Source organism: Herbidospora cretacea (assembly GCF_001570605.1).
Taxonomy (GTDB): Bacteria; Actinomycetota; Actinomycetes; order Streptosporangiales; family Streptosporangiaceae; genus Herbidospora; species Herbidospora cretacea.
Genome location: NZ_BBXG01000001.1, coordinates 1 through 17084, shown reverse-complemented (window position 1 = coordinate 17084; position 17084 = coordinate 1). Strand labels below are relative to the sequence as shown.

General features: G+C 72.7%; 7 protein-coding genes. 4 read left to right on the top strand and 3 right to left on the bottom strand.

All coding sequences use genetic code 11. The features are described from left to right. Entirely contained in the window at window positions 1-615 is a 615-nt protein-coding gene (locus AW270_RS00035) for an ACT domain-containing protein (RefSeq protein WP_061288779.1), read from the bottom strand. 169 nt (window positions 616-784) lie between these two features. Here AW270_RS00035 and AW270_RS00030 point away from each other — a divergent pair, with 169 nt between their 5' ends. Beyond that, the gene (locus tag AW270_RS00030; RefSeq protein WP_061288776.1) at window positions 785-2146 is read left to right on the top strand and encodes a sensor histidine kinase; all 1362 of its coding nucleotides are present in this window, start codon (window positions 785-787) and stop codon (window positions 2144-2146) included. Here AW270_RS00030 and AW270_RS00025 read toward each other — a convergent pair. After that, entirely contained in the window at window positions 2091-7256 is a 5166-nt protein-coding gene (locus tag AW270_RS00025; protein WP_061288773.1) for a non-ribosomal peptide synthetase/MFS transporter, read from the bottom strand. The genes AW270_RS00030 and AW270_RS00025 overlap by 56 nt on opposite strands. Window positions 7257-7463: 207 nt before the next feature. On the opposite strand from AW270_RS00025, the gene AW270_RS00020 reads away from it, so the two are divergent. Then, window positions 7464-13268: a non-ribosomal peptide synthetase gene (locus tag AW270_RS00020; RefSeq protein ID WP_061288770.1), complete on the top strand. Its 5805-nt coding sequence runs from the start codon at window positions 7464-7466 to the stop codon at window positions 13266-13268. Further along, on the top strand, window positions 13265-14749 hold the full coding sequence (locus AW270_RS00015) for a condensation domain-containing protein (protein ID WP_061288767.1): 1485 nt from the start codon (window positions 13265-13267) through the stop codon (window positions 14747-14749). The genes AW270_RS00020 and AW270_RS00015 overlap by 4 nt, the downstream gene beginning before the upstream one ends. A gap of 11 nt (window positions 14750-14760) precedes the next feature. On the opposite strand, the gene AW270_RS00010 is transcribed toward AW270_RS00015, so the two are convergent. Then, on the bottom strand, window positions 14761-15612 hold the full coding sequence (locus AW270_RS00010) for an alpha/beta hydrolase (RefSeq protein ID WP_061288764.1): 852 nt from the start codon (window positions 15610-15612) through the stop codon (window positions 14761-14763). 354 nt (window positions 15613-15966) lie between these two features. Between AW270_RS00010 and AW270_RS00005 the strand changes: the two genes are divergently transcribed. Continuing rightward, a partial coding sequence (locus tag AW270_RS00005) for an acylneuraminate cytidylyltransferase (protein WP_157521588.1) occupies window positions 15967-17084 on the top strand: 1118 nt, incomplete at its 3' end.

The following is a 17084-nucleotide window of genomic DNA, read 5'->3' as shown; positions in this document are numbered from 1 at the left end:
TCAACGGCCCACCCCGGCGTGGGCGAGCACCGCGACGACGTTCACCAGCCGGGTGACCTTGTCCTGTTCGGCCCGGTGGAAGGCGGGGCCCTGCCGCCGCGCCACGATCAGGTGGAGGTCGCCGATCGGCACGCTGAGCAGGTGGAGCGTGCCCTCGCTGAAGGTCGTCGCGCGCGGCGCGGTGAGGCGGGTGGCGTGGATGGTCTCGGGGGCCTGCCAGCTCCCGTGGACGACGTCGCCCGACTGGGCGTCGACCGCGACCGCCCATTCGGCGCTGACCAGGTCGGGCACCGCGTCGACCAGGGTCAGCACGGCCCGCGCCGGTTCGGCGGCGACGTGGCCGAGCAGGTCGTAGTCGGGGTTGGCGCCGGGCGCCTCCCGGGTCGGCCAGGCCGCCTCGACCTTGACGCCGGGCACGACGCCGATGCGCTCACGCAGTTCGTCGGCGCTGAACACCGCCGACCACGACACCGTGAAGTCGTCGATCGCCCGTCCGGCCTCCCGTTCGAGCACGGTCACCTGGAGGATGTCGGCCCCCATCACCCCGAAGGCCCTGGCCACCTGGCCGAGCACTCCCGGCCGATCGGGCAGCGACACCCGAAGACGCAGCAGCATGACCAGCCTCCTCTCATTCCCGCAGACCACCACACTGGCGTAGTCAGGTTTCGGCCATGTTCCAGAAGGATGTCCAGCTTAAAGCGGAGACCGAATCACGGATCGGGCTTGGCCGACCTTTGGTGTTGCCGGGGCGGCGTGATGAGATCACGGTGAGTAGCCTCAAGGGATGTCCCTCCCCTGGCTGCGGACCCGATCGATTCGCGCACGCCTCACCCTCGTCGCGGTGGGCCTGGCGCTGCTGATCCTTATCCCGGTCGGCGTCGGCGGCAACATGATCACGCGCAGGCTGGTGATCGACAACATCTTCGAGTCGAGCCAGAACGTCGCCTCGCAGGTCTCGGCCGAGATCCGCATGGGCACGGTGCCGACCCCGATCCCGATCCGCGACGGGATCGTGTACGTCCAGATCGTCGCCCCCGGCGGCCGGGTGATCGAGTCGAGCAACCCGGCGCGCGACCTGCCGCCGGTCACCGCCGTCTGGCCGGCCCCGGACAACCGCATCATCCGCTTCACCTCCTGCCCGCTGCCCGACAAGAACTGTGTCTACGGTGTCGGTATAAGAGCCACCCCCGACCCCAACAGCGAGGTCGTGTACGCCGCCCGCGAGGCCCCCAGCTTCCTGACCACCCGCAGCCTGGCCCTGGCGATCACCCTGCAGGTGGCGCTGCTGACCGCGCTGATCGGCTGGCTGGCCTGGCGGATCACCGGCCGCACCCTGCGGCCGGTGGAGGACATCACCAACGAGCTGGCCGAGATCACCGCCCGCGACCTGTCCCGGCGGGTGCCGATCCCGCCGGGGAACGACGAGATCGCCAAACTGGCCCGGACCGCCAACGCCACGCTGGGCCGCATGCAGCGGGCGGTCGAGCAGCAGCGGCAGTTCGCCGCCGACGCCTCCCACGAGCTGCGCACCCCCATCGCGGGGATCCGGGCCCAGCTGGAGAGCGGGCGGCTGCACGTCGAGGACATGCCGGAGGCGATCGAGGCGGCGCTGCGCGACACCGACCGGCTGGAGGCGATCGTCACCGACCTGCTGTTCCTGGCCAGGGTGGGCTCGGCCGACGCCAACGTGCGGGAGCGGGTCGACCTGGCCGGGCTGGTCGGCGCGCGGATCAAGCCCAGCTCCGAGCGCATGCCGAGGAAGCTGCGCCTGGAACCGGGCGTGGTCGTCGAGGCGATCGAGCCGCAGCTCGCGCGGGCCTTCGGCGAGCTGCTCGACAACGCCGACCGCCACGCCGCCAGCGAGGTCACCGTCAGCCTGGTCACCGAGGGCGACCAGGCCGTGCTGACGGTGGGCAACGACGGCGACGGCATCCCGCAGGCCGACCACGAGCGCATCTTCGAGCGGTTCACCCGGCTCGACACGGCCCGCAGCCGGATGCGCGGCGGCACCGGGCTGGGGCTGGCCATCGCCCGCGAGGTCGTCGAGGCCCACTACGGGACGGTCAGCGTGGAGTCCGACGCCCAGGGCGTCAGGTTCGTGATGCGGCTGCCTCTCGCCGGTCCGCCACCGCCTGAAGACCTATGAGGTCGTCCGGCGGGGCGTCGGGCACGTCGGTGTCGAACCGGGCCAGTCGCGGGATCCGCAGCGCCACGAGGGCGATGAGGGCGATGGCGGCGGCGAAGACGACGTACAGGAACGCGATTCCGGCGCCCTTCGGGCCGTCGACGAGGTTCTCCATGATCTCCGAGCCGAAGGGCGCGACCACGCCGAAGGCCAGCGGCAGGGTCGACCAGGCCACCAGGGTGTTCAGGGCGATGACCCGGCCGTGGAAGCGCTGGGGCACCTTCACCTGGATGATCGTGGCGTAGACGCCGTTGACGACGGTCAGCGCCAGGGACATGCCGAACGCGCCGATCGCGATCACCACGAGGTTCTGCTGGAGGCCGGTGACGGCGCAGAAGACCGCCAGGCCGAGGGTGGCCAGCAGCATGCCGCGCATCCGGTGCCGGCGCGGGCCGCCCCACAGCGCCACGGCCAGCCCGCCGAGCAGCACGCCGACGCCGCCCGCGAACGACACCCGCCCGACGTCGTCGAGGTCGTTGCCGCCGAAGGCCAGCACGAGCGGGCTGAGCAGCAGGAACAGCGGCGACAGGAAGACGTTGAGGCCGGCGAAGAACAGCAGCATGGCGCGGAAGCTGCGGTTGAACCAGGTGTAGCGGAACCCGCCCACCATCTCGGCCCAGATGGTCTCGCGGCGGCGCAGGCCCATCGTGCGCGGGAATCTGACCAGCAGCACCGAGACGATCGCGAAGGTGTAGCTGGCGACGTCGATGACGAGGATGCCCTCCAGCCCGATGGTGGCCATCAGCCCGGCGGCGATCAGCGGCACGATGAGCTGGGCCGACCCGGTGACCATCTGGACGACGCCGTTGGCGTGCCCGAGCAGCCGTTTCGGCACGAGCTGCGGGATCGACGCCCCGTAGGCGAGCCGCTGGAAGGTCAGCGCGACCGACAGGGCCGCCAGCAGCGGGTAGATCGCCCAGATCTCCAGGTTCCCCGTCCACAGCAGCACGCCCAGGGCGAGCTGGGTGGACCAGGCCCCGACGTCTCCGGCGAGCATGACCTTGCGGCGGTCGTACCGGTCGACGATCACGCCCGCGAACGGGGCGACCAGCATGCCGGGGAGCAGGCCGATGACGGAGAACAGCGCGAAGTTGACCAGCGAGCCGGTGGTGACGTAGATCCACAGCGGCACGGCGAACTCGGTGAGGGCCGAGCCGATGATCGAGATCAGCTGACCGGCGGCGACCGCGCCGAACCGCTTCATGCTGGGCTTGGGGCCCTCGTCGGCGACCGGCTCGGCGGAGGTGGCCTGGGTCCACCAGGTGCTCTCGTCGGTCCGGGGCACGACCTCGCGGGTGGTGACGATCTCGGCGAGCTCCTCGGCGCGGTGCTTGAGGAAGAAGTGCCCGGCCTCGTCGAGCACGACGCACGAGCTGGCCGGGGCCAGCCGCAGCCATTCGCGGAAGCGTTCCTGGTAGAACTCGGTGGCCGGGTCGCGCTCGCCGACGACGGCGACGATGGGGGCGTTGATCACCGGTCCGCCGGTCTCCGACCAGAGCCTCGTGAAGTAGGCCTCGGCCTCGCGGGTGCCCTCGCGGCGGTTCTTGATGATGGCCCTGAGCTGGTCGTCGTCGAGCTCCTCGACGTCGAGACCGGCGGCGATGAGGCCGTTGGCCCACATCCGGTCGGAGCGCATCTTCTCGGCCATGGTGCGCACCCGCCCGGCCAGCGAGCCGGGGCGGGAGAAGGGGAAGACGCCACCGAGGTGCAGGACCTCGACCTCGCGCCCGGCCGCCTCCAGGCGGCGGGTGATCTCCACGGCGAGCATGACGCCCAGGCCGCAGTGCCCGTAGAGGGCGATCGGGCCGGGGACGCGCTCCAGGATCTCCCTGGCGCACTCGTCGGCGACCTCGGGGATCGGCCGCCCCTCCTCGTCGAGGCCCCACTCCTGGCCGGGGACGGCGACGGAGTAGAGGGCGACGTGCTCGGGGAGCGCGTCGGCGAGGGGCTGGTAGATCGCGGCGCTGCCGCCGCCGTAGGGGACGCAGACCAGGTTCGTGGTGGTGCGCCGGGGCGGGGTGAGGCGGTGCAGGAGGCGGCGGGGGCCGTCGTCCGTGCGGGCGGCGAGGGCGCGGACCGTGCGGTGCTTGAAGATGTCCATGATCGTCACCGGGCGCTCGGTGACGCGGCGGAGCTTGGCCACGACCTGGGCGGCCAGCAGCGAGTGGCCGCCGAGGGCGAAGAAGTCGTCCTCGGCGCCGACCTGGTCGACGTTGAGCACGGCGGCCCAGACGTCGGCGATGGCCTGTTCCAGGGCGTTCGCCGGGGGGACGTAGACCGACTCGGCCTGGCGGTCGGTGCCGGGGTCGGGCAGGGCGGCGCGGTCGACCTTGCCGTGGGACTTGAGCGGGAGGGCGTCGAGCCAGACGTACCGCGAGGGGATCATGTAGTCGGGCAGCAGGTCGGCCAGTTCGGCGCGCAGGTCGCGGGATTCGCCGACCAGGTAGGCGACGAGGCGGTCGTCGCGCAGTTCCACGACGGCCTGGGCGACCCCCTCGCGGTCGGCCAGGACGATCTCGATCTCGGCGAGCTCCACCCGGTAGCCGCGGACCTTCACCTGGAGGTCGCGGCGGCCGAGGAACTGGAGTTCGCCGGAGGGCAGCCAGCGGCCGAGGTCGCCGGTCCGGTACATCCGGGCGCCGGGTTCGCCGGACGGGTCGGGCACGAACTTCTCGGCGGTCAGCGCGGGCCGGTTCAGGTAGCCGCGCGCGAGCCGGTCGCCGCCGAGGTGGATCTCCCCCGGGACGCCGACCGGGCACGGGTTCCCGGCCGGGTCGAGGACGTGGACGCGGGCGCCGGGCAGCGGGCGGCCGATCGGCAGCAGGCCCTTCTCGTCGTCGTGGACGTCGTGGGTGGTGACGCCGACCGTGGCCTCGGTGGGGCCGTAGTGGTTGACCACGCGCAGGCCCGGCCTGCGCAGGCTCGCGGCCCACTCCGCGGGCGAGGCCTCGCCGCCGAGCAGGAGCAGTTCCCTGGGCAGGACGTCGGCCTCGGGCAGCAGCGACGCCAGGTGGGACGGGGTGATCTTCAGGTAGTCGCTGTCCCGGAGGGTCACCGCGAGCTCGTCGGCGGCCAGGCGCGGGTTGAGCAGGGTCAGCGTGCCGCCGGTCATCAGCGACAGGTAGAAGACGGTGATCCCGAAGTCGAAGCTGAGCGACTGGAGGAGGGCGTAGGAGCCGTGGTCCTTGGGGGCCAGGCGTTCGCGGACGCCCGAGAGATAGGTGAGGATCTGCCGGTGCTGCACCGCCACGCCCTTGGGGCGGCCGGTGGTGCCGGAGGTGTAGATGACGTAGGCGAGGTCGGTCTCGGAGACCTCGGGCAGCGCGGCGAGGCCGCGTTCGCCGGGGGTGACCGTGTGCGTGACGCCGGGCAGGTCGCGCCGGGTGACGGCGACGTCGATGCCGGCGTCGTCCACGAGATAGGCGAGGCGGTCGTCGGGCTGCGCCGGGTCAAGCGGCACATAGGCGGCTCCCGCCTTCAGGACGCCCAGGATGGCGACCGCGATCTCGGCCGACTGCTCCAGGCAGACGGCGACCCGGGAGTCGCGTCCGGCGCCCAGGTCGCGTAATCGGGCGGCCAGGGCGTCGGAACGGTCCGCCAGGTCGCCGTAGGTGAGGTCGACGCCGTCGCAGCGGATCGCGACCCGGTCGGCGGGGCCGTCGACCACGTCGTGCAGCAGGTTCCCGGCCCGGGAGACCGGGCCGCCGTCGGAGAAGGCGAGCGCCTCCCCGGCCGGGAGGGGGTAGGCCGAGATCGGGCGGCCCGGGTCGGCGACGACCTGCGCCAGCAGGGCCGAGAAGTGGCCGGCGAAGCGCTCGATCGTGGCGCGGTCGAACAGGTCGGTGTTGTACGCGAACTGGGCCCAGTAGCCGCCCGGCCGCTCGTACAGGTAGAGCGACAGGTCGAAGCGGCTCACCCCGGCCTCGACCCGGAACGGGGTCAGGGTCAGGCCGTGGCCGTCGAGGCCCTGGCGCCAGTTCTGCAGCGCCATCGTCACCTGGGCGATCGGCGAGCGGGAGACGTCGCGCTCGACCTCCAGCTCCTGGACGAGGCGGTCGAACGGGAGCTCCTGGTGGGCGTAGGCGTCGAGGGCGCGGTCGCGGACCCGGGCCACCAGCTCGGTGAACGTCGGGTCGCCCGCGAGGTCGGCCCGCATGGCCAGGGTGTTGACGAACATCCCGGCCACGTCGTCGAGCTCGGGAACGCTCCGGCCGGCGCTCGGGGAGGCGACGGCGAAGTCGTCCTGGCCGGTGTAGCGGCCGAGGAGGACCTGAAAGGCGGCCAGCAGGACCATGTAGGGGGTCACGGTGCCGTCGCGGGCGATGGCGACGTCCACCGGGATCTCGTACATGGCCCCGGCGTGGCCCATCTCGGGCGGGCGCGGCCGGTCGGTCGGCAGGTCGAGCACCGGGACGCCGGCCAGGTGCTCGCGCCAGTGGGCGACGTCCCGGGTGTGGTCGCGGTCGCGCTGCCAGACGGCGTAGTCGGCGTAGGCGACCTGCGGCGCGGGCTTCAGCGCGTCGCCCTTGGCCAGGGCGAGCAGCTCCGACAGCACGATGTCGTGCGACCAGCCGTCGGTGACCAGGTGGTGGGCGGCCAGCAGCAGGACCCGGTCGGCCGGCGAGAGCCGGACCACCAGGGCGCGCAGCAGCGGGCCGTGCTCCAGGTCGAACGGCCGCTTCAGCGCCGTCTCGATGATCTCCCGGGCCTCGTCCTCGGACCCGGCGTCCCGGAGCAGGAACTCCGCGCCGGCCTCGGGCCGCAGGGTGACCACCGGAACGCCCTCGTCGTCGGCGGCGAAGCGGGTGCGGAACACCTCGTGCCGGGCCGCGACCCGGTGGAAGGCGTCTTCGAGCACCGCGTCGTCGAGGTCGCCCTGAAGGCGGACGGTCAGCGGGACGGTGTAGGTGGTGGTGCCCGGCCGGTACTGCTCCAGGAACCACAATCGCTCCTGGGCCGGGGAGAGCACGAGGGGCGCGGCCGGGTCGCGCGGGGGTATCACCCGGGTCTCCTCCCGGCGTCGTAAGCGCTGGGCGAGGAGGGCCTTCTTGTCGGCCGACAGTGTGCTCACGAAATGACTCTTCCGACGACGGTTTGTCAATTTCCCTTACTGTAAATAGTCTTTACAGTTAAGCGGAGATCGTCAGTCTCGCACGGCCGCCACGTGCACACAATGACTGAAACGTGGGCTTGTCGGGCCCTCCGTCGGCGTGGTTCACTGGCGCCGATCGCGCTAACTGTAAGCAAACTTTCCAGTTTTAGTTTGGCGGTTCTCCCCTTGGCTCGCGCCCTCTCCCCCGGGCAGGAACGCCTGTGGTTCCTGCACCAGCTCGACCCAGCAGACCCGTCCTACACGACGTGCCACGCCTACCGGCTGCGCGGCCCCCTCGACCCGGCGCGGCTGGCGCGGGCGTTCGAGACCGCGGCGTCCCGGCAGGAGAGCCTGCGCACCCGCTTCCCCACCGCGGCGGCCGAGGTGCTGCCCCCGGGGCCGGTGCCGATCACGCAGGTCACGGCGGCCGGCGTCGAGGAGGCCGAGGCGATCGTGCGGACGCTCTCCAACACGGCGATGGACCTCTCGAAGCCGCCGGTCGAGGTCGTGCTGATCAAGCTGGACGACCATGACCACGTGCTGGCGATCGCGCTGCACCACATCATCGCCGACGGCCTGTCGGTGGGGATCCTGGCCCGCGAGCTGGCCGACGCCTACAGCGGTTCTGGAGCGCTCCCACCGGTGAATCCGCAGGTGGAGAGGGCTCCCGAGAGCGACGCCGGCTGGTGGTCCGAGCGGCTGCGCGGCGTCCCGGTGCTCGACCTGCCCACCGACCTGCCCCGCCCGGCGCGGCGCGGCGGGCGGGGCGGCGAGGTGCTCGTCGAGCTCCCGCCGGAACTGGTCGCGAAGGCCGCCGAGACGGCCCGGAGCATGCGGGCCACCCCGTTCATGGTCCACCTGGCCGCGTTCGCGGCGTTCCTGGCCCGGCACTCGGGCCAGGACGACTTCTGCGTCGGCACGCCGGTCTCCCGGCGCGTCGACGTCAGCCAGGAACACGTCATCGGCCACCTGACCAGCATGCTCCCGCTCCGATTAGCCCCGGCGGGCACGTTCGCCGACGCCGTGAAGGCGACCCGGCGGGCGGTGATCGAGGCCATGTCACACGCCGACGTCCCGCTGGAACGCGTGATCGCCGACCTCGGCCTCCCCCGCGACCTGAGCCGCACCCCGGTCTTCCAGACCATGTTCGCCCTGCACAACTACACCGCCGACGCGATCGCGAGCCCCCTGCCCGGTCTCGACGCGGAGGCGTTCGTCAGCGGGTACGCCGGCGCCCGCTGCGACCTGTCGCTCGACCTGTGGCCCAACGCCGACGGCTCGATGACCGGCTCGCTCATCTACAGCGCCGACCTGTTCACCGAGGCCACGGCCCGCAGGATGGCCGACCGGTTCCGCGCCTTCCTGGGCGGCCTCCTCTCCGACCCCGCCCGGCCGCTCGGCGCGGTGAACCTGCTGCCCGACGGCGAGCGGGCCTGGCTGGTCGAGCAGGGCCGCGGCGCCCCCGGCCACGAGGTCGCCACCTGGACGTCCCTGTTCGCCGAGCAGGCCGCGCGGACGCCGCACGCGCTCGCCGTCGACGACGTCACCTACGACGAACTGCTCCGGTGGGCGAAGTCGGTCGCCGCGTCGCTGCCGCCGGTGAGACTGGTGGCGATCCGGACCTCGCGCGGCGTCCAGACGATCGTGGCGATGCTCGCGGCGCACCTCGCCGGGGCCGCCTATCTCCCGGTCGACCCGGCCTATCCGCAGGCGCGCGTTGAATACATTCTGAAAGATTCAGGCGCGGAGGCCGTCCTGCGCGACGAGGATCTCGCCGTCCCGGAGACCGACTTCACTCCGACCACCTCTGACGCGCCCGCTTACATTCTCTACACCTCCGGGTCAACCGGTCTGCCGAAGGGCGTGGTGGTCCCGCACCCGGCGCTGGCCAACCTGCTGCTGGGCATGCGGGACATCGTGGGGTCGACGCCCGACGACGTCTGGCTGGCGCTGACGAGCACCGCGTTCGACATCTCGGCGGTGGAGCTGTTCCTGCCGCTGATCACCGGCGGGCGGGTGGTCTTCGCCGAGGACGCCCGCGACGCCCAGGTCGTCGCCGACCTGATCCGCGACCACGGGGTCACCCACGTGCAGGCCACGCCGTCGGGGTGGCGGGTGCTGCTGACCGCCGAATGGCCGCCGGTCACCGCGATCACCGCCGGGGAGCCGCTGCCGCCCAAGCTGGCGAAGGAGCTGACCGCCCGCACCCACCGGCTGATCAACGGCTACGGCCCCACCGAGACGACCATCTACTCGACCACCTGGGACGTCCCCCGCGACGCCGAGGCGATCAGCATCGGCCGCCCGACGCCCGGCACGGTGATCCGCGTCGTCGCCGGTGAGGACCTCGCGCCCGTCGGGGTGCCCGGCGAGCTGCGCATCGGCGGGCTCGGGGTGGCCACGGGCTACCACGACCGGCCGGAGCTGACCGCCGAGCGGTTCACGCCCGACCGGTTCTACCGGACCGGCGACCTGGTCCGGGTGCTGGCCGACGGGACCCTGGAGTTCCTCGGGCGGACCGACAACCAGGTCAAGCTCCGGGGCCACCGCATCGAGCTCGGCGAGATCGAGACCGTGCTGGAGTCGATCGAGGGGGTCGGCCAGGCGGTCGCGGCCGTCCAGGACGACACGATCGTCGCGTTCGTGACCGGTGACGCCGCGAAGGTCCGCGACGAGGCCGCCAAGGTCCTCCCGGGCTACATGGTGCCGAGCCGGGTCGTGGTGCTCGGCGCGCTGCCGCTGACGCCGAACGGGAAGGTCGACCGCAAGGCGCTGCCGAAGGCCGAGGTGACCACCGCGCCGTCCCGGATGCTGAAGACGCGGACCGAGCGGCTGGTCGCCAAGGTGTTCGCGGACGTGCTGAAGACCCCCATGCCGGGGGGCGACGACGACTTCTTCGCGCTCGGCGGCCACTCGCTGCTGGCCACCCGGGTGATCGCCCGGCTGCCGGTCCGGCTGCCGGTGAGCACGGTGTTCCTCCACCCGACCGTCGCCGGGCTGGCCGCCCAGGTCGACGGGGCCCGCCCGAAGGTCGACCACGTGCCGCAGCCGCGTCCCGCCGGGACGACGCCGCCGCTGTCGGCCGGGCAGGAGCGCCTCTGGTTCCTCAACCGGCTCCACCCGGACACCGACGCCGGGTTCAACATGTGGCTGGTCCGGCATCTGCGGGGCGACCTCGACCGCTCACGGCTCCAGGACGCGCTCACCACGGTCGCCTCGCGGCACGAGATCCTGCGGACCAGCTTCCCGGCCGTCGACGGCGAGCCGGTCGTGGAGATCCAGGACGTCACCCCCGTCATCGAGTGGATCAGCGCCGACGACCCCGCCCGTCCGGTGGCCGACCGGGTGAACACCCCGTTCGACCTCACCGCCGGACCGGCGATCCGGGTCACCGTGGTCGAGGTGCCCGACGGGCACGTGCTCTGCGTGGTCGCCCACCACATCACCGGCGACGGGGTGTCGCTGAACATCCTGCTCGACGAGCTCGCCGACGCCTACTCCGGCGTCCCCCTGCCGCCGGTGCCGCTCCAGTTCGGCGACGTCGCGGTGTGGCAGCGGGCCCGCGACGGGGTCAAGGCGGTCGACTACTGGCGGCGGCAGCTCGCCGGGCCGACCCCGCTCGACCTGCACCCCGACCGGCCGCGCACCGGGGCCGCCGGGCCGGGCGCGCTCGTGTCGTTCCGGCTCGGCCTGGCCGAGACCGAGAAGCTGGTCGCGCTGGCGCGGGACCACCGGGTGACGCTGTTCATGACGCTGCTGGCCGCCTACCAGACGACGCTGGCCCGGCACACCGGCGGCACCGACATCCTCGTCGGCACCTCCAACGCCGGACGCGACACCGTCGCGCTCGAATCGGTGATCGGCTACCTGACCGACATCCTGGTCCTGCGCGGCGACCTGTCCGGCGACCCGCTCTTCCCCGAGCTGCTGCTGAAGACCCGGACGGCCGTCCTGGACGCCTTCCAGCACCGGGGCGTGCCGTTCGAGAAGCTGGTCGCCGAGCTGAAGCTGGAGCGCGACCTGACCCGCACCCCCGTCTTCCAGACCATGGCGATCCTGCACACCCACGAGACCGGCCGGGTGCCGCGCCCCTTCGCCGGGCTGACCGTCGGCGACCTGCCGAGCGGCCACGCCCAGGCCAAGTTCGACCTGCTGCTGGAGGCCTGGCAGGACCCCGAGGGCCTGCTCGTCCAGCTGGAGTACGACACGCTCCTCTACGACGCCTCGACGGCCCAGGGCCTGGCCGCGCGGCTGGAGACGCTGCTGCGCGGCGTCATCGCCGACCCCGCGCGCCGCCTGTCGGAGCTGCCGCTGCTCACCGAGGCCGACCGGGAGTTCCTCGACCGGGCCGGGCGCGGCCCCGAGCTGCCCGACCCCGAACGGGTCCCCGCGATGATCGCCCGGCAGATCGCCGAACGGCCCGACGCGGTGGCCGTCCGGACCGACGGGCGCACCGTCGCCTACGGGGAGCTGCCGATCGCCGTCCACGAGAACGGCCGCACGATCCGGGAGGTCGGCCTCGACCGGACCCCCGAGGGGATCGGGGCCCTGCTGGGCGCGTGGGCCTCCGGGGCGGCCTACCTGCCGGTCGATCCGGCGCTGCCGGAGGCGCGCAAGGCGTTCCTGCGCGAGGAGGCGGCCGGAGGGAGCCACGAGGACGCGGCCTACGTGCTGTTCACCTCAGGGTCCACCGGGACGCCGAAGGGGGTCGTGGTCGGCCATCAGGCGCTGGCGGCGCGGGTGGCGTGGATGCGGGAGGCGTACGAGCTGACGCCCGACGACCACGTGGTGCAGTTCGCGGCCTACTCCTTCGACACCCACGCCGAGGAGATCTACCCGGCGCTGGCCGCCGGGGCCACCCTCGAACTGCTGCCCGGCGGGCCGCTGACGCTGCCGGCGTTCCTGGCCTCGCCGCGCGGGCGCGACGTGACGGTGCTCGACCTGCCCACGGCCTACTTCCACGAGCTGGTCACCCTCGACGTCGACTGGCCGCCCCGGCTGCGGCTGGTCATCCTCGGCGGCGAGGAGCTGAGCGGGGCCGCCGTGGCGCGCTGGCGGGCCCGGTTCGGCGACACGGTGCGGCTGGTGAACACCTACGGCCCGACCGAGGGCACGATCATCGCCACCGCCGGCGACGTCACCGGTGAGGACCGGCCGTCGATCGGGCGGCCCGTCGGCGGGGTGGTCGCGCTGGTCCTCGACGGCCAGGGCCAGCCGGTGCCGCCGGGGATGCCCGGCGAGCTCTGCCTGGGCGGCGCGGGGCTGGCCGACGGCTACCTGAACCAGCCGGCGCTGACCGCCGAGAGGTTCCGGCCCACCGGGCACGGCCGGGTCTACCGGACCGGCGACCGGGCCCGGTTCCTGGCCGACGGGCGGCTGGAGTTCCTCGGCCGGGCCGACGACCAGGTCAAGGTCCGCGGCCACCGGGTCGAGCCGGCCGAGATCGAGATGCGGCTGACCGCCCACCCGGCGGTCACCGGGGCCGTCGTGGTCGCCGACGCCGACCGGCTGGTCGCCTACGTCACCGGCACCCGGACGGACCCCGCCGACCTCGGGGAGTGGGTGGCGGCGGCGCTGCCGTCGTACCTGGTCCCCTCGGTCTGGATGTGGCTGGACGCGCTGCCGCTCACCCCCCACGGCAAGGTCGACAAGCGCGGCCTGCCCGCGCCCGACGCGGGCGGCTCGCTCGGGCACGTCGAACCGCGCGGCGACGCCGAGGCCCTCGTCGCGGAGGTGTACGGGGAGGTGCTCGGCCTCACCGGGGTCGGCGCCCTGGACGACTTCTTCGCCATCGGCGGCCACTCGCTGCTCGCGGCCCGCGCGCTGGCCCGGATCCGGGCGATCACGGGGGTCGAGGTGCCGATCAGGGTGATCTTCGACGCCCCCACGGTCGAGCGGCTCGCCGCCGCCGTCGAGGAGCTGATCGTCGCCGAGCTGGACGAGCTCTCCGACGAGGAGGCCGCCGCCCTCGTCCACGGGAGGCAGGAGTGATCTTCCCAGTGAATTTCTCCGGGCTGCCCTCCCGGGAGGGGCCGCTGACGCACGGCCAGGCCAACATGGTCCGCTGCGTCCGCACCGACCCGCCGGAGCACATGAACTACCGGGTGGTCCGCCCGCTCCCGGCCGGGGTCCCGGTGGAGGAGGCGGTGCTGGCCCTGGTGACCCGGCACGAGTCGCTGCGCACCACCTTCCACGGCGACGTGCAGCGCGTGCACGGCTCCGGCGAGGTCCACGTGGGCGCGGCGGCCGACCACACGGTCCGGTTCGACCTGGAGAACGAGCTGCCCCTGCGCGTGGGGGTGGCCGGCGACCAGGTGACGCTGGTGACCACCCACAGCGCCGCCGACGCGGCCGGGCTGGCCGTGCTGCTGGCCGACTGGGACGACATCGTGGTGGGCAAGCCGCTCGAGGCCGTCACCGCGCCGCAGCCGGTCGACGTGGCGCTGGCCGAGACGTCGGCGGCCGGGCGGAAGCGGGCCGGGGCCGCGCTGCGCTACTGGGAGGGCGCGCTGACCCGGGTGCCGCGCTCCACCCTGGCGGTCTCCGTCGACGACGCCGGGCACGAGTGGCGGCTGCCCCGGCTCCGGGTGCGCTCGGCCGGGGCGGCCCGCGCGCTGACCAGGATCGCGGCCCGGACGGGCGTCAGCGCGTCGTCCGCCGTGCTCGCCGCCTACGCGGCGCTGGCCGGAGTGCGCGGCGGGGTGCCGCTGACCGGGGTGCTGTCGATCTCGGCCAACCGGTTCCGGCCCGACCTGCGGTCGTACGTGGGGCCGCTGGCCCAGGACGCGCTCGTCCCGGTGCCCGTCTCCCGCGATTTCGGGGAGGTCCTGGCCGGGATGCGGGGGGCGGCGCTGGGGGCGTACCAGAACAGCAGGTTCGACGCGGACGCGCTGATCTCGATCATGGAACGGGTGCAGCGCGACCGGGGCCTGTTCTTCGCCCGCGACCTGGTCTTCAACGACATGAGCGGCACCGGGCGGACCGGCCGCCCGGCCACCTCCGGCGACGAGGTGCGGGCGGTCTGGCTGCCGGAGGCGACCCTGCCGTGCCGGACGGCGCTGTGGGTGCACCGGCTGCACGGCGAATTGGATCTGACCTTGTGGGCCGACCCCCGAGTTCTGCCCCGGGACGACGCCTTTTCGCTCGGTGAGGGCATCGCGAAAGTATTGATCGCCGCCGCGGACGGAAATGCCGACGACATTTCCGAAATATCAGGAATTGCACCGATCGAGCGCGACGATTCCTGGGTGTTCACCGACGGACAATGGGTGTCATTACCCGAAGTGACACGACTCGTCACCGACGCGGGCGCAATAGCGGCATCGGTCGATCGGGACCTCGTCTGCCGGGCGGAATCGGCGCTGACGCCCGGAGAACTGCACACGGAATGCCTGCGGCTGCTCCCGGGACGAATGGCGGCGATCACCCCCCGCCACTATGTCGTGGCGGGAGGCGAAGGCCCGGGACGCTGAGGCTTACGGCCTCACGCCTCCGGCAGGAGAAGGGGAAGGGCGCGCTCCAGCGCACGCGTCCAGTAGGGCCAGTCGTGGTGGCCGTGGCCGTAGAAATCCGTCTCGACTTTCAGCCCGGCGATTCTCGCCGCGCGGACGAAGCGCTGGCTCTGCCGCAGAATCGACTGTTCGCCGAAGTCGGTGCCGCCGCCCGAGTCGAGCTCGCCCGGCTCGCCGTCGCCCGCCGACACGTAGAGACGCAGGCCCGTGAGCTTGGTCGCGAGGTCGGCGGGGTTGTGGGCGCGCCAGTTGTCCTCGCGATCCGGGAGCGGGCCCCACAGCTTGTCCGGCTCGGCGCCGTTGTCGCGCAGGAACGAGGAGAACCCCGGCACGTCCATGCGGATGTCGAGCACGCCCGAGAACGCCGCCGCCGCCTCGAACACGCCCGGGTTGCGGGCGGCGTAGCCGAACGCGCCGTGGCCGCCCATCGACAGGCCCGCGACGGCGCGCCGCTCCCCCACGCCGTAGAGGTCCTCCACGAGGGAGCGGACCTCCTTCATGTGGAAGGTCTCCCAGGCCGGGCCGTCGAGCCAGTCGGCGTACCAGCCGTCGGAGCCGCCCTCGGGGACCACCACGACGGCCCTCAGCCGCTCCGTCACCCGCGCGGCGTCGCCCTTGGTCAGCCAGGTGTCACCGGTGGGCTCGCAGCAGCCGTGCAGCAGGTAGAGGACCGGCCAGCCGGTCGACCCCTCGGTCCAGCCCGCCGGTTTGAGCACCCGCACCTGCGCGTCGCGGCCGAGCGCGGCGGAGGCGATCGTCAGGGCGTCCTGCCGGTCGTCCAGCGGTGTCCTGTCGGCGATGCGGGGGGTGAGCGCGGTCGTCACCGGGGCCTGCCTTTCCTGAGGGGCGTCGGAGCATGCGGCCGGCAGAAGAACCAGAGGTAAACACACAACCAGCAATAGTCGTCGCATATGTGACTTCTATCTTAAGTTTGATCATTTGGATAGGTGCTTGGATTGCGGGGTAAACGACATACTCTGTCATGCGATAGCCTCCAAATCGCCACGCGAAAGCCGCAGGTCAGAGCGTTCAAAAAGATCAATGCCAGGCGCTTGGCACACAAAGTTAACGTGCCCGACCATAACCGTTAAGCTCATCCGCCCCATTCTGGTCACACTCGTGACTAGGTTTCCTGGGACCCCCACCTGGGGGGTTACCACCCTTTGAGGAGTTGACCCGTGCGAGTCTTGGCCGTTGTCCCCGCCCGTGGTGGTTCGGTGGGCGTGCCGCTGAAGAACCTGGAGCGCGTCGGGGGGATCCCCCTGGTCGCCCGGGCGGTCAGCGCGCTGGTCCGCGCCGAGTCCGTCGACACCGTGGTCGTCAGCACCGACCATCAGGGGATCGCCGCCGCCGCCGAGGCCGCGGGCGCGCAGATCGTCGACCGTCCCGCCGAGATCGCCGGCGCGACCGCCTCCAGCGAGTCGGCCGTGCTCCACGCCCTGGACGCGCTCGGCGCGACGCCGGAGGTCGTGGTGTTCGTGCAGGCGACCAGCGTCTTCATCGACCCGGCCGACATCGACGCCGCCGTCGCGCGGGTGCTGTCGGGCGAGGCCGACGTCGTGTTCTCCGGCCTGGAGACCTACGAGTTCCTCTGGACGGAGGGCGGCGCCGGCATCAACCACGACCCGGCCACCCGCCCGCGCCGCCAGGACCGCGAGCCCCACTTCCGGGAGACCGGCGCCTTCTACGTGATGCGCGCCGAGGGCTTCAAGGAGGCCGGGCACCGCTTCTTCGGCACCGTCGCCGTGCAGCCGGTCAGGAGCGTGACCGCCCACGAGGTCGACACCCCCGAAGACCTCGAGATCGTGCGCGCGCTCGCCCACGTGGTCGACGAGCCGCTGCCGATCGACGTCGACGCCGTGGTCACCGACTTCGACGGCGTCCACACCGACGACCGCGCGTTCGTCGACTCCGAGGGCCGCGAGATGGTCGCGGTCTCCCGCGCCGACGGCATGGGGGTCTCGCTGCTGACCCGCGCCGGGGTGAAGGTGCTGGTGCTGTCGACCGAGCAGAACCCCGTCGTCGCCGCCCGCGCCCGCAAGCTCGGCGTGCCGGTGCTGCAGGGCCTGTCGGCCAAGGCCAACGCGCTGGCCGACTGGCTGTCCATCGAGGGCCTCGACCCCGAGCGGGTCGCCTACGTCGGCAACGACGTCAACGACCTCGGCTGCATGTCGCTGGTCGGCTGGCCGGTCGCGGTGCCCGGCTCCCACGCCCAGGTGCTCAGGGCCGCCCGCGTCGTGCTGACCCAGGAGGGCGGCGCCGGCGCCGTCCGCGAGCTGGCCGACCGCGTGCTGGC

Bases quoted from the DNA above. Each gene is read 5' to 3' on its own strand.
- AW270_RS00035 (WP_061288779.1), bottom strand. From the start codon at position 615: ATGCTGCTGCGTCTTCGGGTGTCGCTGCCCGATCGGCCGGGAGTGCTC.
- AW270_RS00030 (WP_061288776.1), top strand. From the start codon at position 785: ATGTCCCTCCCCTGGCTGCGGACCCGATCGATTCGCGCACGCCTCACC.